Here is a 20,113-nt window from a genome sequence, read left to right on the forward strand (position 1 = left end):
ACCGCGCCGTGGGCGGTGCCGCGCCCGAGCCCGAGGCGCGTCCGCAGGGCGTGAAGGTGCTCGCCGGAGAGCAGTTCTCGTTCGTCGACGCCGTCGGCGGGGTCCGAGGCATGGTCGAGTCCACCCTGCCCGCACTGATCTTCGTGACCGTCTTCGTCGCCACCCGCGACCTGAGGACGGCCCTGATCGCCGCCGTGCTGCCCGCGGTCGTAGCGGTGGTGGTCCGGCTGGTGCAGCGGACCCCCGTGACCCAGGCCTTCTCGGGGGTGCTGGGCGTGGGGATCGGGGTCTTGTGGGCCTGGCGGACCGGCGAAGCGCAGGACTACTTCGCCTGGGGACTGTGGGTCAACGTCATCTGGGGTGCGGGGGCGGTGATCTCGGTCCTGGTGCGCTGGCCGGTCGTGGGCGTGATCGTGAGCCTGCTGCGTGGTCAGGACATGTCCTGGCGAACCGCGGCCGACGCGGCACCGCTGCGCCGGCGCTACGTGTGGGCCACCTGGCTGTGGGTCGCCGTGTTCGGGCTGCGTCTGGTGGTGCAGGTGCCGCTCTACCTCGAGGGGACCGACGCCGTCGGCTGGCTCGGTACCGCACGGCTGGTGATGGGCCTCCCGCTCTTCGCTCTGGGCCTGTGGATCACGTGGCTGCTGGTGTCACCAGGAGGTCGTGCAGCGCATCCAGATCAGCGTCCGAGCCCGCCACGATGAGCAGCTCGTCACCAGCCTCGAGGGTGTCGTCCGGGCTGGGGGCGAGGGGCTTGCGGCCCCGCACCACCGCGGCCAGCACGGTGTCCAGCGGCCACACGACCTGACCGACACGGACCCCGACCAGCGCCGAGTGCTCGGGCAGGGTCAGCTCGAGGATGTCGGCCTTGGACTGGTGGAAGGTGAAGATCTTCACGAGGTCACCGACGGCCACGGCCTCCTCGACCATCGCCGTCATGATCCGGGGCGTCGAGACCGCCACGTCCACACCCCAGGCCTCGTCGAACATCCACTCGTTCTTGGGGTTGTTGACGCGAGCGACGGTGCGCGGAACGCCGTACTCGGTCTTGGCGAGCAGCGAGACCACGAGGTTGACCTTGTCGTCGCCGGTCGCTGCGACGACGACGTCGCACTCCTCGGTGGCTGCCTGGGTCAGGGTCGAGAGCTCGCAGGCGTCTCCCAGGAGCCAGTCCGCGTCGGCGACCGAGGCGATGCGCATCGCCGAGGGCTGCTTGTCGATCAGCGTGACCTCGTGGTCGTTGAGGAGCAGCTCGCGGGCGATCGACCGGCCGACCGAGCCGGCACCGGCGATGACGACGCGCATCACTTCACCCCTGTCGGCACATGGGTCAGCACCCGTTCGACGCGGGCCATGTCCGTGGCCTGCAGCAGCACGTGCAGCACGTCGTTCTCCTGCAGCACCGTGGTGGGCGTGGGGAGCACACCGTCCCCGTAGCGGGTCACGTACGCGACCCTCGCGCCGGTCGCCTTCTCGATCGAGACGAGGGCATGGCCGATCCACCCGGGATGGGTGTCCATCTGCGCCATGAGGATCTGGCCCGAGGCGTCCCGGTACTCGTCGGTGGCGCCCATGGGCAGCATGCGCCGCAGCACCTGGTCGGCCGTCCAGCGCACCGTGGCGACGGTCGGGATGCCCAGGCGCTGGTAGATCTCGGCGCGGTGCGGGTCGTAGATCCTCGCGACGACGTTGCCCACGCCGTAGGTCTCGCGCACCACGCGAGCGGCCAGGATGTTGGAGTTGTCCCCGTCCGAGACGGCCGCGAAGGCGTAGGCGTCCTCGACGCCGGCCTGGATGAGGGTCTCGCGGTCGAAACCGAGACCGGTGACCCGCTTGCCGTCGAACGCTGCGTCGAGCCGCCGGAAGGCCTCGGGGTTCTGGTCGATGACCGCGACCGAGTGCCCACGGCTCTCGAGCGACTGCGCGAGGGTGGCTCCGACCCGGCCGCAACCCATGATGATGAAGTGCACGATCGGCCACGCTATACCGTCCGGGGACCGTTCACGCGGGTCGTCGTCGCAGGCCTGGCGGACGGGGTCCGCGATGAGGCCTAGCATGGGCTCTCGTGTCGGACATCGCTGATGCCGCGAAGCGTCTGCTGCTGGGCCGCCCGGTCCGCAGCGACCGTCTCGGTCACACCCTCCTGCCCAAGCGGCTGGCCCTGCCTGCCTTCGCCTCGGACGCGCTGTCCTCGGTGGCCTACGCCCCTGACGAGATCCTGCTGACCCTGTCGATCGCCGGGCTGAGCGCCGCCTTCATCTCGCCGTGGGTGGGCCTGGCGGTCGTGCTGGTCATGGCCGTGGTGGTGGCCTCCTACCGGCAGAACGTGCACGCCTACCCCTCGGGCGGTGGCGACTACGAGGTGGCCACGGTCAACCTCGGCCCGCGGGCGGGTCTGTCGGTGGCCAGCGCGCTGCTCGTGGACTACGCGCTGACGGTCGCCGTGTCGATCTCGGCCGGGGCGCAGTACGCGGCGGCCGCGGTCCCGGCGCTGCGCGGCTACGAGGTGCACTTCGCCATCGGCCTCGTCCTGGTCCTGACCCTGGCCAACCTGCGCGGGGTCAAGGAGTCCGGCCGGCTCTTCGCGCTCCCGGTGTACCTGTTCATGTTCGCGCTCGGGCTGATCGCCGTGGTGGGCTTCCTGCGCTACGTCACCGGGACGCTGCCGATGGCCGCGAGCTCCGAGCTCGGCGTGGTCCCGGTCTCGGGGTTCGACCAGGGGCTGGTCGGGATCGCTGGAGGCTTCCTGGTCCTGCGGGCCTTCGCCTCGGGCTGTGCCGCACTCACCGGGGTCGAGGCGATCAGCAACGGGGTGCCGGCCTTCCGGGCGCCCAAGAGCCGAAACGCCGCGACGACCCTGCTGCTGCTCGGGACGCTCTCGGTCACCTTCATCATGTCGATCCTGCTGCTGGCCCGGGCCACCGGGGTCCACTACGTGGAGTTCCCGGCCGAGCAGCTGACCCGTGACGGTCAGCTGGTGGGGGAGGACTACGTCCAGAACCCCGTGCTGAGCCAGCTGGCCGAGACGGTCTTCTCGGGCTTCCCGCCGGCGTTCTTCCTGGTGGCGGTGGTCGCGGGGCTGATCCTCGTGCTCGCCGCCAACACGGCCTTCAACGGCTTCCCGGTGCTCGGGTCGATCCTCGCCCGCGACGGCTACCTGCCCCGTCAGCTGCACACGCGCGGCGACCGGCTGGCGTTCTCGAACGGGATCGTCGCCCTGGCCGTGGGCGCGATGGTGCTCATCTGGGCCTTCGACGCCCAGGTGACCAGGCTGATCCACCTGTACATCGTCGGCGTGTTCGTCTCCTTCACGCTCAGCCAGCTCGGCATGGTCAAGCACTGGAACCGCCTCCTGCGGACCGAGCACGACCCGGGTGCCCGGACGCGCATGCTCCGTTCGCGCTCGATCAACGCGGTCGGACTGGCCCTGACCGGGACGGTGCTGGTCGTGGTGCTGATCACCAAGTTCAGCCGGGGTGCCTGGATCGCGATCGTGGCGATGGGTGTCGCCTACCTGCTGATGCGAGGTATCCGCAAGCACTACGAGATGGTCGGGGACGAGCTCGCGCTGGGTGAGGACCCGGCCGCCGCCCGGGCCCTGCCGAGCCGCGTGCATGCGATCGTGCTGGTGTCGCGGCTGCACAAGCCCACGATGCGCGCGCTGTCCTACGCGAGGGCGTCGCGCCCCTCGGTGCTCGAGGCGGTCACGGTGAGCGTCGACCCCGCCGAGATCGCGGCCCTGCGCGAGCAGTGGGAGGCCCTGGACCTGCCGGTCGCCCTCAAGATCCTCGACTCACCGTTCCGTGACGTGACCCGCCCGATCCTGGGGTACGTCAAGTCGATCAGGCGTGAGAGCCCGCGGGACCTGGTCGTCGTCTACGTGCCCGAGTACGTCGTGGGGCACTGGTGGGAGCAGCTGCTGCACAACCAGAGCGCGATGCGACTCAAGAACCGCCTGCTCTTCACGCCCGGGGTCGTGGTCGCCTCGGTCCCGTGGCAGCTGGCGTCCTCGGCCTCGGCCGCGGGGTCGCGTCCGGGCGCCCCTGACCCTCGCACCCGGATCCCCCCGGCGGCGGTGGACGAGCGTGCCACGCCCGCCGGGTCGCCCGAGGAGCCGACCGCTCCGCCCTCCCCGGAGACTCCGCGATGAGCGTCGCGACCTCCGACGAGGTCCTGACCCTGGAGATCGGGCCGGTGGCACACGGGGGCCACTGCGTCGCGCGGCACGAGGGCCGGGTCGTCTTCGTGCGGCACGCCCTGCCGGGTGAGCGGGTGCGTGCGCGGGTGACCGGCACCGACCCGGGGGCAAGGTTCTGGCGGGCCGAGGTCGTCGAGGTGCTCGAGCCGAGCCCCGACCGGGTGGCGGACGCCTGGCCCGAGGCGGGACCGGGCGGGGTCGGGGGAGCCGAGCTGTCGCACGTCTCCCTGCCTGCCCAGCGCGCCTGGAAGGGCGCGGTCGTGGCGGAGCAGCTCCGCCGCCTCGCCCGCACCGACCTCGACGTGGTGGTCGAGGCGGCCCCCGGGGACGACCAGCGTGGAGGCCTGGCCTGGCGCACCCGGATCGAGCTGGTGGCCGACGCCCAGGGGCGGCCGGGCATGCACCGTCACCGTTCGCACGAGGTGGTGCCGCTGGACTCGATGCCTCTGGCGGTCCCCGGCATCACCGAGCTGGGGGTCCTGGGGCGCAGCTGGCCCGCCGGGGCGAGGCTGACCGTCGTGGCGCCGGTCGGGCAGGACCGTCCGCTCGTGCTCGTGGACGGGGTGCCGTGGACCGACCGTGGCCCGGACCGGCGTCCCAACGCACGCTCCTCGGTGCGTGAGCGGGCTGTCGTGGACGGGCGGACGCTGACCTGGAGGGTCGCCGCGGACGGGTTCTGGCAGGTGCACCGGGAGGCTCCGGCGGTGATCGCCGGGGCGGTGGTCGACGCCGTCGGTCCGCGGCCCGGTGCGACCGTCGTCGACCTGTACTCCGGGGCGGGACTGCTCACGCTGCCGCTGGCCGGGCTGGTGGGCGAGTCGGGCAGGGTCGTCGCGGTCGAGGGGGATGCCCGGGCCGTCAGGGACGCGCGCCGGAACCTGCACGACCACCCGCAGGCAGAGCTCCACCTGGGTGAGGTCCGCGAGGTCCTGGCCCGCGACGTGGTGGGTGCCGCGGACGTCGTCGTCCTCGACCCACCGCGGGTGGGCGCGGGGCGCGCGGTCATCGAGCACGTGGTCCGGCTCGCGCCGCAGCGGGTGGTCTACGTCGCGTGCGACCCTGCGGCGCTCGCGCGGGATGTCGCGTACCTGGGGGACAGGGGGTACGCCCTGCGCGACCTGCGGGCGCTGGACCTGTTCCCGATGACGCACCACGTGGAGTGCGTCGCGGTCCTCGATCGTCCCTGAGGCGCGCGAGGTCAGTCGGCGCCTGCCCGGGCGTTGTCCGGTACGATGTATCTTGACATCGAGATATCCGCGGAGACCCGAAGTCGGTAGCCTGCGAGAAGGTCTGCGAGGTCCGGCGGCCCGGTGCCGCCCCAGGACGAGAACCAGGTGAAGGAGCCACTGTGAGCAGCGTCGACACGTTCGGGTCGAAGGGCACCCTGGAGGTCGCAGGGACCTCTTACGAGATCTACCGGCTGGCCTCGGTGCCGGGGCTCGAGCGCCTGCCGTTCAGCCTCAAGGTGCTTGCCGAGAACCTGCTGCGCACCGAGGACGGCGCGAACATCACCGCCGAGCACGTCCAGGCCCTGGCCGGGTGGGACGCCACGGCCGAGCCCTCGGTGGAGATCCAGTTCACCCCCGCGCGTGTCGTGATGCAGGACTTCACCGGCGTCCCGTGCGTGGTCGACCTGGCCACCATGCGCGAGGCCGTCGCCGATCTCGGCGGGGACCCCGCACGCATCAACCCGCTGGCCCCGGCCGAGCTCGTCATCGACCACTCGGTGCAGATCGACGTGGCCGGTCGCGCGGATGCCTTCGAACGCAACGTCGAGCTCGAGTACGAACGCAACCACGAGCGCTACCAGTTCCTGCGCTGGGGTCAGACCGCCTTCGACGACTTCAAGGTCGTGCCTCCCGGAACCGGGATCGTCCACCAGGTCAACATCGAGTACCTGGCCCGCGGCATCATGACCCGTGAGGTCGAGGTGGACGGGCAGACGGTCCTGCGCGCCTACCCCGACACCTGCGTGGGCACGGACTCGCACACCACGATGGTCAACGGTCTCGGCGTCCTGGGCTGGGGTGTCGGCGGCATCGAGGCCGAGGCGGCGATGCTGGGCCAGCCCGTCTCGATGCTCATCCCGCGGGTGGTGGGCTTCCGGCTGACCGGGAGCATCCCGCCCGGGGTGACCGCGACCGACGTCGTGCTGACCATCACCGAGCAGCTCCGCGCACACGGGGTCGTGGGCAAGTTCGTCGAGTTCTACGGGGACGGTGTCGCCGAGGTGCCGCTGGCCAACCGTGCCACCATCGGGAACATGAGCCCCGAGTTCGGCTCGACCTGCGCGATCTTCCCGATCGACGGGGTGACCCTGGACTACCTGCGCCTGACCGGACGCTCCGACCAGCAGGTCGCGCTGGTCGAGGCCTACGCCAGGGAGCAGGGCCTGTGGCACGACCCGGCCTCGGCGCACTACGTCGAGCCCGCCTTCTCCGAGTACCTCGAGCTGGACCTCTCGACCGTGGTGCCCTCGATCGCCGGCCCCAAGCGCCCCCAGGACCGCATCGAGCTCACCGCCGCGAAGGAGGCCTTCGCCGCATCGATCCTGGACTACGTCGGCGCGGACGAGAAGGCACGGTTCACCGGGCTGGACGCCTCGGTCGAGGAGACGTTCCCGGCCTCCGACCCGATCGCTGCCGGCGAGCACGCCGACACCTCGGACGCACCCGCGCCGGTCGGGCACGGTGACGTCGAGCACCGACCGCACAAGCGGGTTCCCGTGACCCTCGCGGACGGGACGCGGACCGAGCTGGACCACGGCTCGGTCGTGATCGCCTCGATCACCTCGTGCACCAACACCTCGAACCCGTCGGTCATGCTCGCAGCCGCCCTCCTGGCCAAGAACGCCGTGGCCAAGGGACTCGCCGCCAAGCCCTGGGTCAAGACCTCGATGGCGCCCGGCTCCAAGGTCGTCACCGACTACTACGAGAAGGCCGGGCTGTGGCCCTACCTCGAGAAGCTCGGCTTCCACCTGGTCGGGTACGGCTGCGGCACGTGCATCGGCAACTCGGGCCCGCTGCCTGAGGAGGTCTCCGCGACGGTCAACGAGCACGACCTGTCGGTCGTCTCGGTGCTCTCGGGCAACCGGAACTTCGAGGGCCGCATCAACCCCGACGTGAAGATGAACTACCTCGCCTCCCCGCCCCTGGTCATCGCCTACGCGCTCGCCGGGACCATGGACTTCGACTTCGAGAACGAACCCCTCGGGCACACCGAGTCGGGCGACCCCGTCTTCCTGCGCGACATCTGGCCGGCCCCGGCCGAGGTGCAGTCCACGATGGACTCCTCGATCGACCGTGCCATGTTCACCACCGACTACGCCGACGTCTTCGCCGGGGACCACCGGTGGCAGGGGCTCTCCACCCCCGAGGGCAGCACCTTCGCCTGGGACGAGTCGTCGACCTACGTGCGCAAGCCCCCGTACTTCGACGGCATGTCCGCGACGCCCGAGCCGGTCGTCGACATCTCGGGTGCCCGCGTTCTCGCCAAGCTGGGCGACTCGGTCACCACCGACCACATCAGCCCGGCGGGCTCGATCAAGGCCGACAGCCCGGCCGGTGCCTACCTCGCCGAGCACGGTGTCGAGCGACGTGACTTCAACTCCTACGGCTCGCGGCGTGGCAACCACGAGGTCATGATCCGGGGGACCTTCGCCAACATCCGGCTGCGCAACCAGCTCGTGCCCGGTGTCGAGGGGGGATTCACCGTCGACCACCTCACGGGTGAGCAGACGACGATCTACGACGCGGCGCAGTCCTACGCCCGGGCGGGAGTGCCCCTGGTGATCCTCGGCGGCAAGGAGTACGGCTCGGGGTCCTCGCGCGACTGGGCCGCCAAGGGCACCAGCCTGCTGGGGGTGCGCGCGGTGATCACCGAGAGCTTCGAGCGCATCCACCGCTCCAACCTCATCGGGATGGGCGTCCTGCCGTTGCAGTTCCCGGCGGGCGAGTCCGCGGACTCGCTCGGTCTGGACGGCACGGAGACCTTCGACGTCACCGGGGTCACCGCGCTCAACGACGGACCCGTCCCCGAGACCGTCGCTGTCACCGCGACAGCCCCCGACGGGACCGTGGTGACCTTCGACGCCGTCGTGCGGATCGACACGCCGGGCGAGGCGGACTACTACCGCAACGGCGGCATCCTGCAGTACGTGCTGCGTTCGCTGGTCACGGCCTGACCGTGCGCTCCGGGGGCGCCGACCTGGGAAGGCCGCCGGACGCGTGACATCGGCGAGCCGCTGCGCGACCATCGACGGATGAGCGCGCAGCGGCAGTCGGACAGGTCGGTCGTCAGGACCGTCGAGACGGACGAGGACGTCGAGACCTTCCTGTCCGGCATCGAGCACGACGTCCGCCGTGCGGACGCCTACGTGCTGGTCGAGATGATGTCCCGTGCCACAGGGCAGCCTCCGAAGCTGTGGGGCTCGTCGATCGTGGGCTTCGGGCGGTACCACTACGTCTACGCGACGGGTCGCGAGGGTGACGCGGCCGCGGTCGGGTTCTCCCCGCGCAAGGCGAGCACCACGGTCTACCTCGCGGACGGTTTCGAGGGCTACACCGACCAGCTCGAGCGACTCGGCCCCCACACCACGAGCGTGTCCTGCCTGTACCTCAAGCGTCTCGAGGACGTCGACCTCACGGTCCTGGAGGAGATGGTCCGGCGCTCGTACCAGGTCACCACCACCCGCACCTGGCCCTGACCTCGCGATGCCGGGCGCAGGGGTGCCGGGTGCAGGGTGCCCGGGCACACCGCGTCGGCGAACCGTGGGGGTCTCAGCCGCGGAAGGCTCGCCGCGCGGCCTCGACGACCTCGGCCGCCACACGACCCAGGTCGTCGTGACGTGGTGGGGTCTCGCCGTCCCGGACCGCCGACCAGGCGATCACGAGGGCTGAGCGCGCCTGCGCCGGGTGCGTGCCGTCGCAGCGTTCGAGGACCGCGGGAACGAGCCAGTCCACGTCCACGGTCCCGCTCGGCGGGGCGAAGACCCGCTCCCCGGAGGTCCAGTCTGTCGGGCTGCCGCTCATCGTCCGATCCTCGCACGCGTCGTCACGGCAGGGGTCAGAGCGGGACAGGACGGGTCCGCTCCTGGTCCCACGGCTGGGCCCAGCCCAGCTCGTCGAGGAGGCGGTCGAGCACCAGGGCGGTGAACCCCCAGACGACGTGACCAGCGACGTCGAACGCGGGAGACCGGTGCGACACCCCGGCCCGGCGCAGCACGACGTTCGAGCGGTTGGCCGGGTCGACGAGGTCGGCGACCGGTGCTCGGAAGACCGTCGCCGACTCAGCCGCGTCGACGACCCCGACGGGTGACGGGCTGGCCCACCACCCGAGGACCGGGGTGACGAGGTGGTCGCTCACCGGTACCGGCACGGGGTCCAGCGTGCCGAGCACCTCGATCCCCGTTCGGTCCAGGCCGGTCTCCTCCTCGGCCTCGCGCAGCGCTGCGGCGACCACGTCCCGGTCCCCGGGGTCGACCCGACCGCCCGGGAAGGCGACCTGGCCGGCGTGATGGTTCAGCGTCGAGGCGCGCCGGACCAGCAGGACGTCGAGGTCGGCCGGCACCGCCGCGAGCCGGTGGTGGGCAGGGAGCGCGTCGAGCACACCGAGCAGCACGAGGACAGCCGCGGGCCGGGCACCGGGATCGAGGAGTCGACCGGGGATGCCCCACGCGACGCCGCGCCCGACGAGGGCGGCGACCTGTGCGCGAGGCCCCTGCCCCCCGCCCGGGTCGGACCCCGTCCTCATGTCACCAACCTGCGGGCAGCGGCCTGCCCTCGTCATAGCCGGCGGCCGACTGGATCCCCACGACCGCACGTTCGGCGAACTCGGCCAGGCTCGCCGCACCGGCGTAGGTGCACGAGCTGCGCAGCCCCGAGGTGATCTGGTCGAGCAGGTCCTCGACACCGGGCCGGTGGGGGTCGAGGTACATCCGTGAGGAGGAGATGCCCTCTTCGTAGAGGGCCTTGCGGGCCCGGTCGAACGCCGACCCGCCCTGGGTCCGTGCGGCCACGGCGCGCGCGGAGGCCATGCCGAAGCTCTCCTTGTAGAGCCTGCCGGTCCCGTCGTCATGGAGATCGCCCGGGCTCTCGTGAGTCCCCGCGAACCACGAGCCGACCATGACCTGCGAGGCGCCCGCAGCCAGCGCCAGGGCCACGTCGCGCGGGTGCCGGACGCCGCCGTCGGCCCAGACGTGCGCCCCGAGCCGGCGGGCCTCGGCCGCGCAGTCCAGGACGGCCGAGAACTGCGGCCGGCCGACGGCGGTCATCATCCGGGTGGTGCACATCGCTCCCGGCCCGACCCCGACCTTGACGATGTCCGCCCCGGCCTCGATCAGGTCGCGGGTGCCCTGGGCGGTGACGACGTTGCCCGCGGCGACCGGGACGTCGGGGGACAGGGTGCGTACCGCGGCCAGCGCCTCGAGCATGCGCCGCTGGTGGCCGTGGGCGGTGTCCACCACGAGGGTGTCCACCCCCGCCTCGAGCAGGGCAGCGGCCTTGGCCCGCACGTCGCCGTTGATGCCGACCGCCGCGGCGACGCGCAACCGCCCGGAGGAGTCCAGCGCGGGGGTGTAGATCGAGCTGCGCAGCGCACCCGTGCGGGTCAGGACACCCACGAGCACCCCGGCGCTGACGACGGGGGAGAAGCGACGTCGGGACGCGTGCAGCCGCTCGAACGCGGCCTCGAGCCCGTCCGGCCCGGACAGGACGTCGACCTCGACCACCGTGGGGTCGGGCGTCATCACCTCCGAGACCTGGGTGAAGCGGTCCACGCCCTGGCAGTCTGCCTCGGACACCACGCCGATCGGGCGGCCGTCCTGGACCACGACCGCCGCGCCGTGCGATCGCTTGCCGATCAGTGTCAGGGCCGTGTGCACGGTGTCCGTGGGGCCGATCGCGACGGCGCTCTCGACCACCGTGTGCCGCGCCTTGACGCTCGCCACGACATCAGCCACGACGTCCGCGGGGATGTCCTGGGGGATGACCGCCATCCCGCCGCGGCGTGCCACGGTCTCGGCCATCCGCCGTCCCGACACGGCCGTCATGTTGGCCACGACGATCGGCAGGGTCGTGCCCGTCCCGTCGGAGGCGGAGAGGTCCACGTCGAAGCGTGAGGCGACGTCGGAGCGGGACGGGACGAGGAACACGTCGCCGTAGGTGAGGTCGGTCGTCGGCTGGTGGCCTGGCAGGAAGCGCATGAGGTGAGCCTAAGGGTGCCGCGCGTCGCCAAGCCCGTGGAACGCTCGGGCCCGACGACGCGACGGTCACTCCTTCACGGCACCGCTGGTCACGTTCATGATCCGCCGCTGGAAGACGAAGAAGAGGACAGCGACGGGGATCGTCATGATCGCGGCTGCGCCGAGCTTGAGCGGGTACTGGAGTCCTTGGCCCAGTCCGCCGGATGCGAGCTGCGCGACACCCTTGGTGAGGGTGCGCAGCTCGGGGTCGGACGAGGCGACGATGAAGTGCGACAGCTCGTTCCACGACCCCTGGAACGCCAGGATCACCAGCGTGACCAACGCGGGCGTGGCCATGGGCAGCACCACCGACCAGTAGATGCGGAAGGGGCCTGCACCGTCGATCCGGGCGGCTTCCTCGACGCTGCGGGGTATGGACTCGAAGAAGTTCTTCATGATGAAGATCCCCGCGGCGTCGGCCAGCAGCGGGATGATCATGCCGGCGTAGGTGTTGTAGATGCCGAGCTGGTTGATGACCAGGAACTTCGGGATGAGCAGGACGACGCCGGGGACGGCCATGACGGCCACCAGCCCGGCGAAGACGAGGCCGCGCCCACGGAACTCGAGCCGGGCCAGGGCGTAGCCGGCGAGGGAGTTGATGAAGACCCGGCCGAGCGTCACGCAGATGGTCACGATCACGGAGTTCTTGAACCACACCGGGTAGTCGGACCGTAGGAAGAGCCGTTCGTACGCGGCGAAGGTCCAGTGCTGCGGGACCAGGCCCAGGGGCGAGGCCACCGCCTCGGCCTCGGACTTGAAGGACGTCGACACCTGCACCAGGAACGGGTAGATGTAGATGAGGACGATCATGAGCAGCACCGCGTAGACGAAGAACGTCCCGGTGCGGCGACGTCTCGCGGAGCGGTCCGCGCGCAGCTCACGGGCACGGTTCGCCGAGTCGCGGGCCGGGTCGAGGGTCGTGGCGCTCATCGCTGGGCTCCTGCTCCGGGGACGGCACCGCTCTCGCCGGTACGGATGGGATGGATGAACCGCTTGCGCCTGGGGACGGTGTCCCGCTCGCGCAGGATCAGCCGCTGGATGATCGTCAGGACCACGATGATCGCGAAGAGCACGAACGCGATCGCGGCGCCGCGGCCCCACTGCTGCTGCTCGAAGGACGACTGGTAGGAGAGGTAGGCGGGAGTGAGCGTCGTCTTCGCGGGTCCGCCCTGCGTGCCGGTGTAGATCTGGTCGAAGACCTGCCAGCACCCGATCAGCCCCAGGGTGATGACCGTGAACAGCGTGGGACGGAGCATCGGGACGGTGACGTACCAGAAGCGCTGCCAGGCAGAGGTCCCGTCCATGAGGGCAGCCTCCTCGACGTCACCGGAGATCTGCTGCAAGGCGGCGATGAACAGCAGCATGAACGTCCCGGACGTCGTGAACACGGCCATGATGATGAACACGCTCATGGCCACGCTCGGGCCGCTGATCCAGGACCACCAGGTGATCCCCAGGAAGCCGTTGCCGGTCAGCGCGGCCGGGCCGCTCTGCACGCCCAGCGCACCGAGGAGCACGTGCACCACGCCGCGCGCGTCCGCGAACCAGTTCGGTCCGGTGATGCTCAGGTAGCTCAGGCCCTTGTTGACGGCGCCCGAGGCGGAGAAGAGGAAGAGGAAGAGGACGGTGATCGCCACCGAGCTCGTGACGGACGGGAAGTAGAACGCGGTGCGGAACGCGCCACGACCCCGCAGCACCTTCCGGTTCACCATGACGGCGAGGAACAGCGAGAGCGCCGTCTGGAGCGGCACGACGAGGAACACGTACCAGGCGTTGTTGCGGACGGCGGTGCCGAAGTCCTGGGTGGCCAGACCGCCGTCGGCGAGGAGTCGGCTGTAGTTCTCACCGCCGACGAACCCGACGGTCGAGGACAGCGGGCTCCCGCGACCGGTCCAGTCCGAGACGCTCACCCATGCCGCCATCAGGACGGGCACCACCAGGAAGAGCCCGAGGATCACGATCATGGGGGAGATGAAGAGCCACCCGGCCGCCGCCTCGCGGCCCCGGACACCGGAGCGACGAGACGGCGACCGCCGTGGGCTGCGGGCAGACGCGCTGGTCGCCTCCGCACTGCGTGTCGTGGACATCAGCCTGCGGAGTCCAGCACGGCCTGCATGTTGGTCTGGACGGACTGCAGCATCGCCTCGACGTCAGCGGTGCGCAGGCCCTCGATCTGGCCGTTGAAGTCGGCGATGACGTCCGAGGCGCCCTGCACGGTCGGCATCCCGACGGCGAACTCGGCGCTGTCGAGGAACGCGGCCTGCTCCGGGAAGGTGCTGCGGAAGTCGTCACCCGCGGACTCGACCGAGGGCATGACACCGAACGCCTCGGCGAACTCCGCCTGCTGCTCGGTCGCCGTCAGGAACTCGACCAGGTCGATCGCGGCCTCCTGGTTCGAGCTGTCGGCGGCGATCCCCCAGCAGTTGGTGAACTGCAGGGTGCCCTGACCGGCGGGACCGGCGGGCAACGGCGCCACGAGGTAGCTGACGTCCGGGAAGTCGTTGCGCAGGGCACCGGTGATCCAGTTGCCCTCGATGGTCATCGCGGCGCGCCCGCTGCCGAACGCCTCCCCGCCCCACCCGGTGTCGATGTCGGACGGGAAGGCCGCGATGCCGTCGGTGAGCATGCTCTGGACGAAGGTCAGGGCCTCGATGTTCTCGGGACTGTCCGCGATGGCCTCGGTGCCGTCCTCGCTGACCAGTCCGCCTCCGGCCTGGGCCATGAAGGTCCCGACGCGCTGGTACTCGGGCCCGAACGCGAGCCCGACCTGATCGCCGGTGGTGAGCGCCTCAGCCGCTGACCGCAGGCTGTCCCAGTCGGTGGGGACGTCGGCCTCGGTGAGACCTGCCTCGGTCCAGGCGTCCTCGTTGATCACGAGGGCGAGGGTCGAGAAGTCCTTCGGCGCGCAGTAGAACTCACCGTCGACGGTGAAGTTCTCCTGCAGGGACGGGTAGAAGTCGTCTGCCGAGGCGAGCTCGGACGCGTACGGGTGCAGCGACCCGTTGGCCACCCAGCCGGCGAGCTGGTCGGTGCTGGCGTAGAAGACGTCGGGCGGGCTGGCGGCCGCGAAGCCCTGGGCGAGCTCCTGGTTGAGGTCCGAGGCCACGTTGACGCTCGCGGCGATCCCGGACTGCTCGGACCAGGCGGCGACGGCGGCGTTGACGGCGTCCGTCTCGGCGTCGCCGCTCGAGCCGATGAGCAGCGTCAGTGAGGCCCCGGTGCCGTCCCCGGTGCCGGGCTCAGCCGTCCCCGCGGGTTCGTCGTCGTCGAAGCTCGAGCCTCCGCCGCAGGCGGTCAGGGCGAGGGCGCCGCCTGCGATCAGGGCGGTGAGGGTGGTGCTGCGTGCGGTGCGACGCATGGTGTCTCCTTCGTCGGTGAAGCGAGGGCGTTCGGTCGGTGGCGTTCGGGCGGTCGTGCGGGTCAGGCGGAGGGGGCCGAGGACTCTCGGACCACGAGGCTCGGGCTGAGCAGGACGTGGTGGTCGTTGCCACGGGCTGTGGTGGTCGAGGGGCCCTGGTGGCGTGCCGAGAGCTGCTCGAGCAGGAGGCTGAGGGACCGGCCGGCCGCCTCGGTGAGTGGCTGTGCGACGCTCGACAGCCCGACGGCGCGGGCGACGGGCGTGTCGTCGAAGCCGATGACGGCGGGCGACGGAAGGTCTGCGCGGCGGCCGGTCGGGCCGGCGACGGCGGCGGGTGACCGGGTCACGGCGAGCGCGCCGAGCGCGAGCGAGTCGCTCGCGCAGACGAAGGCGGTCGGCGAGACGTGGGCCAGCAGACGGTGCGCAGCCTGCGCGCCGTTGGTGACCCCGTCCAGGACACCGACGTCGAGGGCGTCGAGCTCGTGGTCGGGCACCCCGGCGGCCTGGACGGCGCGACGCCAGCCGAGGCGCCGGTCGTCGCCGGTGTCCGAGCCTGCGGGCCAGCCGAGGAACGCGATCCGCCGGTGCCCCAGCGACTGCAGGTGCTCGACCGCGGCACGTGTCCCGGCGGCGCCGTCGACGTCGACCCAGGCGTGCTCGGGGGCGGTGGCCCCGTCGGCCGGTGGGTCCCAGGGTCGTCCGAAGGTGACGAACGGGACGTCGTGGTCGGCGAGCCACCGGGTGCGTGGATCGCCGTGGTGGGTCGAGGTCAGGACGAAGGCGTCGATCTCGAGGGTGTCGAGCAGCTCGCTGTACTGGCCGATCTCGGCGTGGTCGTCGGTCGCGGTGAACAGCATGACCCGGTAGCCGCGGAGCTGTGCCTGCTCGGTCAGGGCGTGCAGGAAGCGGTCCAGGACCGCCCCGTTGATCCCGTCGACCGAGGGCTGGAGGCGCAGGCCGATCACGCGGGATCGACGGGTGCGCAGCTGGCGGGCCGCCCCGTGGGGCCGGTAGCCGACCTCGTCGATCACGCTCTGCACCCGTTCGAGCGTCTCGGGGCGCACGAGGTGCGGGGCGTTGAGGACGTTCGAGACGGTCTGGCGGGAGACCGCGGCTCGATCGGCGACGGACTGCAGGGTGGGACGGCCGTCCACAGACGCCTCCTTGCGCTGGGTGCCCCGTTCTCGCCGGGACTGTATTGGAGCGATCAAATCGCGTAGTGTTCGCGGCGTTGGATCGCTCAAATGGATATCCACAGCGTGGATCGCCGAGTCGGGGTTGTCAAGAGCAGAGGCCCCGGCCCCAGATCACGACCTGATCACGAACCTGTGCACCGAGGGGAAGACACCGATGGAGCTGCAACCGCTTCTGCACGACCTGCTCGCCGCGACCATGGCACCCACCCAGGCATGGTCGGGTCACGACGGGCAGATCCGGGCCGTCGGTGCTCAGGGGGTCTACCAGGGGGACCTGCGCGTGCTGTCCCAGGCCGTGCTCACGGTCGACGGCCACGAGCCCGAGCCCGTCGCGGCGGGACCTGACGGCCCGGGCGTGATCCAGGCCGTCTCGCTGCTGCGTTCCGTGGACGAACCCGGCGCCGACCCGACGGTACGACTGCGCCGGACCCGCACGGTCACCCCTGGCGCGGTCCGCGAGAGGCTCGAGGTGACCACGGGCACCGCAGCACCTGTCGACCTCACCCTGACCCTCACGCTCGCCTGCGACCTGGCGGAGATGGAGCCTGTCAAGGCCGGTCGCACCGGTCGGCCACAGGTGGCGCACCTCACCGACGACGGCCTGGCATGGAGCGGTGCCGACGCCGCGGTCCATGTCACGGCACCAGGGGCCCTCATCGGTCTGGAGGACCCCCGTCACCCGGAGCTGAGCTGGCGGATGACCGCTGCTCCCGGCGTCGCGACGACGGTCACCTGGGAGCTCGGTGCGAGGACCCCGCAGGCCGTGGTCGTCGCCGGACCGCAGGGGGCCACGTGGTCCACCCCGGAGGTGACCAGCGACGACCGTCGCCTGCCGGCACTCGTCGGGCAGGCGCTGGACGACCTGAGCACCCTGCGGATGAGCGCCGCCTTCGCCCCGACGGACGTCTTCCTCGCCGCCGGCGCACCGTGGTTCTTCACCCTCTTCGGACGCGACAGCCTCTGGGCGGCGCGGATGATGCTGCCCCTGGGGACCGAGCTCGCGGCCGGGACCCTGCGGACCCTGGCCGCCCGCCAGGGCACGGTCGTGGACGTCGAGACCGCCGAGCAGCCCGGGAAGATCCTGCACGAGGTGCGCAGCAAGCCGCTCCCGCTCGGTGACGGCGACCGCGTGCTGCCGCCGCTCTACTACGGGACGGTCGATGCCACCCCGCTGTTCGTGTGCCTGCTGCACGACGCCTGGCGCTGGGGGATGCCCGCGGAGGAGGTGTCCGCGCTGCTGCCCGCCATGGAGGCCGCCCTCGGCTGGATGCGCGACCACGGTGACGCCGACGGGGACGGCTTCCTGGAGTACCTCGACGAGGGGGGCCGTGGCCTGGCGAACCAGGGGTGGAAGGACTCGGGGGACTCGGTGCAGTGGCGTGACGGCCGGCTGGCGACCGGACCCATCGCCCTGTGCGAGGTGCAGGCCTACGCGCACGAGGCAGCACGGGCCGGCGCGGACCTGCTCGACGCGTTCGGGCGCCCCGGTGCCGAGGCCTGGCGTGCGTGGGCGGCGGACCTCGCGGTGCGGTTCCGTGAGAGCTTCTGGGTCACCGACGACGAGGGCGCGTACCCGGCGATCGCCCTGGACGCGGACAAGAAGCCCGTGGACACCCTCACCAGCAACATCGGCCACCTGCTGGGGACCGGTCTGCTCGACGCCCAGGAGGAGGCGGAGGTGGCGCGGCGCCTCGGCTCGGCGTCGCTCGACTCCGGGTACGGGCTGCGCACCCTGTCGACCGGTGCGGACGGGTACTGGCCGCTCCGCTACCACGGTGGTGCGGTGTGGACCCACGACACCGCGATCGCGGTCGCGGGACTGGCACGGTCGGGACACACCGCGGTCGCTGCGGCGCTGGCTGAGGGCCTGCTGGCGGCAGGGAGCGAGGTCGGCTACCGGCTGCCCGAGCTGCACGGCGGCGACGCGCGCGGCACCGTGCCGTCGGCGGTGCCGTACCCCGCGGCGTGCCGCCCCCAGGCATGGTCGGCCGCGTCGGCCGTCGTCCTGCTGGTCAGCGGGCTCGGACTGGTCCCGGACGTGCCCGGTGGCACGTTGCAGGTCTCTCCGACGACCCCCTCTCCGTTCGGGGCGACGCGGATCCGCGGGCTGCGGATCGCGGGCCACGCCCTCGACATCGAGGTCGACGCCGCCGGGCACCTCGTCGAGGTCAGGACGCAGGCTCCTCTCGGGCTGCGGTGAGCGAGGTCCGGGGGGCGGTTGCGCCGTACGATGTCCGGATGGCCATCTTGCCCCGGATCACCTCGCCCGAGGACGTGCGGTCGTTGACGCCCGGCCAGCTCCCCGTGCTCGCGACCGAGATCCGTGACTTCCTCGTGCAGTCCGTGTCCCGTACCGGTGGGCACCTCGGGCCCAACCTCGGTGTGGTCGAGCTGACCCTGGCGATGCACCGGGTCTTCGAGTCGCCACGCGACACGATGGTCTTCGACACCGGTCACCAGTCGTACGTCCACAAGCTGCTGACCGGACGGACGGACTTCTCGGCGCTGCGCAAGCGCGGGGGGCTCTCGGGCTACCCGAGCCGCTCGGAGTCCGAGCACGACGTCGTCGAGAACTCCCACGCGTCGACGGCGCTGTCCTGGGCGGACGGGATCGCCAAGGCCTACGCGGTACGGGGTCGTGCGGACCGGCACGTCGTGGCGGTCATCGGTGACGGCGCGCTCACCGGAGGGATGGCCTGGGAGGCCCTGAACAACATCGCCGCCTCGCAGGATCGTCGGCTGGTGATCATCGTCAACGACAACGGCCGCTCCTACGACCCGACCATCGGCGGTCTCGCGCACCACCTGGACACCCTGCGGACCACGCGCGGCTACGAGAACTTCCTGGACTGGGGCAAGCGGACCCTGCGCCGCTCGGGTCCGCCAGGACGCCTCGCCTACGGCGCGCTGCACGGCCTCAAGAAGGGCCTCAAGGACGTCGTCGCGCCCCAGGGGATGTTCGAGGACCTCGGGCTCAAGTACGTCGGTCCGATCGACGGCCACGACATCGCAGCGGTCGAGCAGTCGCTGCGGCGGGCCAAGGCGTTCGGCGGGCCGGTGATCGTGCACGTCATGACCGAGAAGGGTCGGGGCTACATCCCCGCCGAGCAGGACGTCGCCGACCGGTTCCACGCCGTGGGTCAGATCCACCCCGAGACCGGGCTGCCGGTGGCCCCGTCGCGTTTCGGATGGACCTCGGTGTTCGCCGACGAGATGGTTAAGATCGGTCGGCGCAGGTCCGACGTGGTCGCGATCACCGCGGCGATGCTGCAGCCCGTCGGCCTGGCGCCCTTCGCGACCGAGTTCCCGTCTCGCGCCTTCGACGTCGGGATCGCCGAGCAGCACGCCGCGACCTCGGCGGCCGGCATGGCGTTCGCGGGGCTGCACCCCGTCGTCGCGGTCTACGCGACCTTCCTCAACCGCGCGTTCGACCAGGTGCTGCTCGACGTGGCCCTGCACAAGGCCGGGGTCACCTTCGTGCTCGACCGCGCAGGACTGACCGGTGAGGACGGCGCCAGCCACAACGGCATGTGGGACATGGCGATGCTGCGGATCGTGCCGGGTCTGCGCCTGGCCGCGCCGCGCGACGAGGCGACGCTCCGCTCCGCCCTGCGCACCGCGGTGGACGTCGACGACGGCCCGAGCGTCGTGCGCTACCCCAAGGGGCCGCTGCCCGAGCCGATCCCCGCGATCGACACCCTCGACGGTGTGGACGTGCTGGCGCGGCACCCAGGCACCGCCGGCCTGCCCTCGGTGCTCGTCGTCGGGGTGGGCGCACATGCCTCGACGGCCCTCGAGGTGGGCGCCCTGCTCACGGGTGAGGGCATGACGGTCACCGTGGTCGACCCGCGGTGGGTCCTGCCGGTCGAGCCCGCCCTGGTCAAGCTCGCCGGTGAGCACGACCACGTGGTGAGCGTCGAGGACGGCGTGGTCGACGGAGGGGTGGGCTCGCTGCTCGGTCAGCGCTGCGCCGAGGCAGGTCTCGAGGTCGCGGTGCACTGCTTCGGCATCCCGCTCGCCTTCCTCGACCATGCGACGCCGATCCAGCTCGTCGAGACGCTCCGCCTGCGCGCCGAGGACATCGCGCACGACGTGCTGCCCGCGCTCCGCCAGGCGTAGAC

The 20,113-nt window shown here is 71.5% G+C and carries 16 protein-coding genes; 7 read left to right on the forward strand and 9 right to left on the reverse strand.

Annotation, left to right across the window (positions count from 1 at the left end):
• The first annotated feature begins 8 nt into the window (after positions 1-8).
• Positions 9-704, forward strand: coding sequence for a DUF3159 domain-containing protein (locus tag M1R94_RS14425; RefSeq protein WP_249382413.1), 696 nt, complete (start codon positions 9-11; stop codon positions 702-704).
• Here the strand turns inward: M1R94_RS14425 and M1R94_RS14430 are convergent.
• Positions 634-1,305 (reverse strand): potassium channel family protein, encoded by a 672-nt coding sequence (locus M1R94_RS14430; protein ID WP_249382414.1) that lies wholly within the window; start codon positions 1,303-1,305, stop codon positions 634-636. The genes M1R94_RS14425 and M1R94_RS14430 overlap by 71 nt on opposite strands.
• Positions 1,305-1,955, reverse strand: a complete 651-nt coding sequence (locus tag M1R94_RS14435; RefSeq protein ID WP_249382533.1) for a potassium channel family protein — start codon at positions 1,953-1,955, stop codon at positions 1,305-1,307. Before M1R94_RS14435 ends, M1R94_RS14430 begins: the two co-directional genes overlap by 1 nt.
• 110 nt (positions 1,956-2,065) lie before the next feature.
• Here M1R94_RS14435 and M1R94_RS14440 point away from each other — a divergent pair, with 110 nt between their 5' ends.
• From M1R94_RS14440 to M1R94_RS14455, 4 genes are all read left to right on the forward strand, one after another.
• The gene (locus M1R94_RS14440; RefSeq protein ID WP_249382415.1) at positions 2,066-4,150 is read left to right on the forward strand and encodes an APC family permease; all 2,085 of its coding nucleotides are present in this window, start codon (positions 2,066-2,068) and stop codon (positions 4,148-4,150) included.
• Positions 4,147-5,385, forward strand: coding sequence for a class I SAM-dependent RNA methyltransferase (locus M1R94_RS14445; protein WP_249382416.1), 1,239 nt, complete (start codon positions 4,147-4,149; stop codon positions 5,383-5,385). Before M1R94_RS14440 ends, M1R94_RS14445 begins: the two co-directional genes overlap by 4 nt.
• Before the next feature lie 161 nt (positions 5,386-5,546).
• Positions 5,547-8,381, forward strand: coding sequence for an aconitate hydratase (locus tag M1R94_RS14450; RefSeq protein ID WP_249382417.1), 2,835 nt, complete (start codon positions 5,547-5,549; stop codon positions 8,379-8,381).
• Positions 8,382-8,459: 78 nt separating this feature from the next.
• The gene (locus M1R94_RS14455; RefSeq protein WP_249382418.1) at positions 8,460-8,903 is read left to right on the forward strand and encodes a DUF1801 domain-containing protein; all 444 of its coding nucleotides are present in this window, start codon (positions 8,460-8,462) and stop codon (positions 8,901-8,903) included.
• A gap of 73 nt (positions 8,904-8,976) precedes the next feature.
• Here M1R94_RS14455 and M1R94_RS14460 read toward each other — a convergent pair whose 3' ends face one another.
• The 7 genes from M1R94_RS14460 to M1R94_RS14490 form a co-directional block, all read right to left on the reverse strand.
• Positions 8,977-9,228 (reverse strand): hypothetical protein, encoded by a 252-nt coding sequence (locus tag M1R94_RS14460; RefSeq protein ID WP_249382419.1) that lies wholly within the window; start codon positions 9,226-9,228, stop codon positions 8,977-8,979.
• Between the two features lie 34 nt (positions 9,229-9,262).
• Positions 9,263-9,949, reverse strand: coding sequence for an NUDIX hydrolase (locus M1R94_RS14465; protein WP_249382420.1), 687 nt, complete (start codon positions 9,947-9,949; stop codon positions 9,263-9,265).
• A gap of 1 nt (position 9,950) precedes the next feature.
• Positions 9,951-11,399, reverse strand: a complete 1,449-nt coding sequence (locus M1R94_RS14470) for a GuaB1 family IMP dehydrogenase-related protein (protein WP_249382421.1) — start codon at positions 11,397-11,399, stop codon at positions 9,951-9,953.
• Between the two features lie 66 nt (positions 11,400-11,465).
• Positions 11,466-12,368 carry a carbohydrate ABC transporter permease gene (locus tag M1R94_RS14475; RefSeq protein ID WP_374109471.1) on the reverse strand — a complete coding sequence of 301 codons (903 nt, stop codon included), beginning with the start codon at positions 12,366-12,368 and terminating at the stop codon, positions 11,466-11,468.
• Positions 12,365-13,525, reverse strand: coding sequence for a carbohydrate ABC transporter permease (locus M1R94_RS14480; RefSeq protein ID WP_249382422.1), 1,161 nt, complete (start codon positions 13,523-13,525; stop codon positions 12,365-12,367). The genes M1R94_RS14475 and M1R94_RS14480 overlap by 4 nt, the downstream gene beginning before the upstream one ends.
• Positions 13,525-14,796 carry a sugar ABC transporter substrate-binding protein gene (locus tag M1R94_RS14485; protein ID WP_249382423.1) on the reverse strand — a complete coding sequence of 424 codons (1,272 nt, stop codon included), beginning with the start codon at positions 14,794-14,796 and terminating at the stop codon, positions 13,525-13,527. The genes M1R94_RS14480 and M1R94_RS14485 overlap by 1 nt, the downstream gene beginning before the upstream one ends.
• Before the next feature lie 62 nt (positions 14,797-14,858).
• On the reverse strand, positions 14,859-15,950 hold the full coding sequence (locus M1R94_RS14490) for a LacI family DNA-binding transcriptional regulator (protein WP_249382424.1): 1,092 nt from the start codon (positions 15,948-15,950) through the stop codon (positions 14,859-14,861).
• Positions 15,951-16,146: 196 nt separating this feature from the next.
• Between M1R94_RS14490 and M1R94_RS14495 the strand changes: the two genes are divergently transcribed.
• Positions 16,147-18,192 (forward strand): amylo-alpha-1,6-glucosidase, encoded by a 2,046-nt coding sequence (locus M1R94_RS14495; RefSeq protein ID WP_249382425.1) that lies wholly within the window; start codon positions 16,147-16,149, stop codon positions 18,190-18,192.
• 38 nt (positions 18,193-18,230) lie between these two features.
• The gene (gene dxs, locus M1R94_RS14500; protein WP_249382426.1) at positions 18,231-20,111 is read left to right on the forward strand and encodes a 1-deoxy-D-xylulose-5-phosphate synthase; all 1,881 of its coding nucleotides are present in this window, start codon (positions 18,231-18,233) and stop codon (positions 20,109-20,111) included.
• Positions 20,112-20,113: the final 2 nt, after the last annotated feature.

It is taken from the genome of Actinotalea alkalitolerans, assembly GCF_023369855.1.
In the GTDB taxonomy this organism is placed as follows: Bacteria; Actinomycetota; Actinomycetes; order Actinomycetales; family Cellulomonadaceae; genus Actinotalea.

Coding starts and splice junctions, on each gene's coding strand:
- M1R94_RS14435 (WP_249382533.1), bottom strand. CDS start 1,955: ATGGGTTGCGGCCGGGTCGGAGCCACCCTCGCGCAGTCGCTCGAGAGC.
- M1R94_RS14485 (WP_249382423.1), bottom strand. CDS start 14,796: ATGCGTCGCACCGCACGCAGCACCACCCTCACCGCCCTGATCGCAGGC.
- M1R94_RS14430 (WP_249382414.1), bottom strand. CDS start 1,305: ATGCGCGTCGTCATCGCCGGTGCCGGCTCGGTCGGCCGGTCGATCGCC.
- M1R94_RS14475 (WP_374109471.1), bottom strand. CDS start 12,368: ATGAGCGCCACGACCCTCGACCCGGCCCGCGACTCGGCGAACCGTGCC.
- M1R94_RS14465 (WP_249382420.1), bottom strand. CDS start 9,949: ATGAGGACGGGGTCCGACCCGGGCGGGGGGCAGGGGCCTCGCGCACAG.
- M1R94_RS14460 (WP_249382419.1), bottom strand. CDS start 9,228: ATGAGCGGCAGCCCGACAGACTGGACCTCCGGGGAGCGGGTCTTCGCC.
- M1R94_RS14455 (WP_249382418.1), top strand. CDS start 8,460: ATGAGCGCGCAGCGGCAGTCGGACAGGTCGGTCGTCAGGACCGTCGAG.
- M1R94_RS14480 (WP_249382422.1), bottom strand. CDS start 13,525: ATGTCCACGACACGCAGTGCGGAGGCGACCAGCGCGTCTGCCCGCAGC.
- dxs (WP_249382426.1), top strand. CDS start 18,231: ATGGCCATCTTGCCCCGGATCACCTCGCCCGAGGACGTGCGGTCGTTG.
- M1R94_RS14445 (WP_249382416.1), top strand. CDS start 4,147: ATGAGCGTCGCGACCTCCGACGAGGTCCTGACCCTGGAGATCGGGCCG.
- M1R94_RS14495 (WP_249382425.1), top strand. CDS start 16,147: ATGGAGCTGCAACCGCTTCTGCACGACCTGCTCGCCGCGACCATGGCA.
- M1R94_RS14470 (WP_249382421.1), bottom strand. CDS start 11,399: ATGCGCTTCCTGCCAGGCCACCAGCCGACGACCGACCTCACCTACGGC.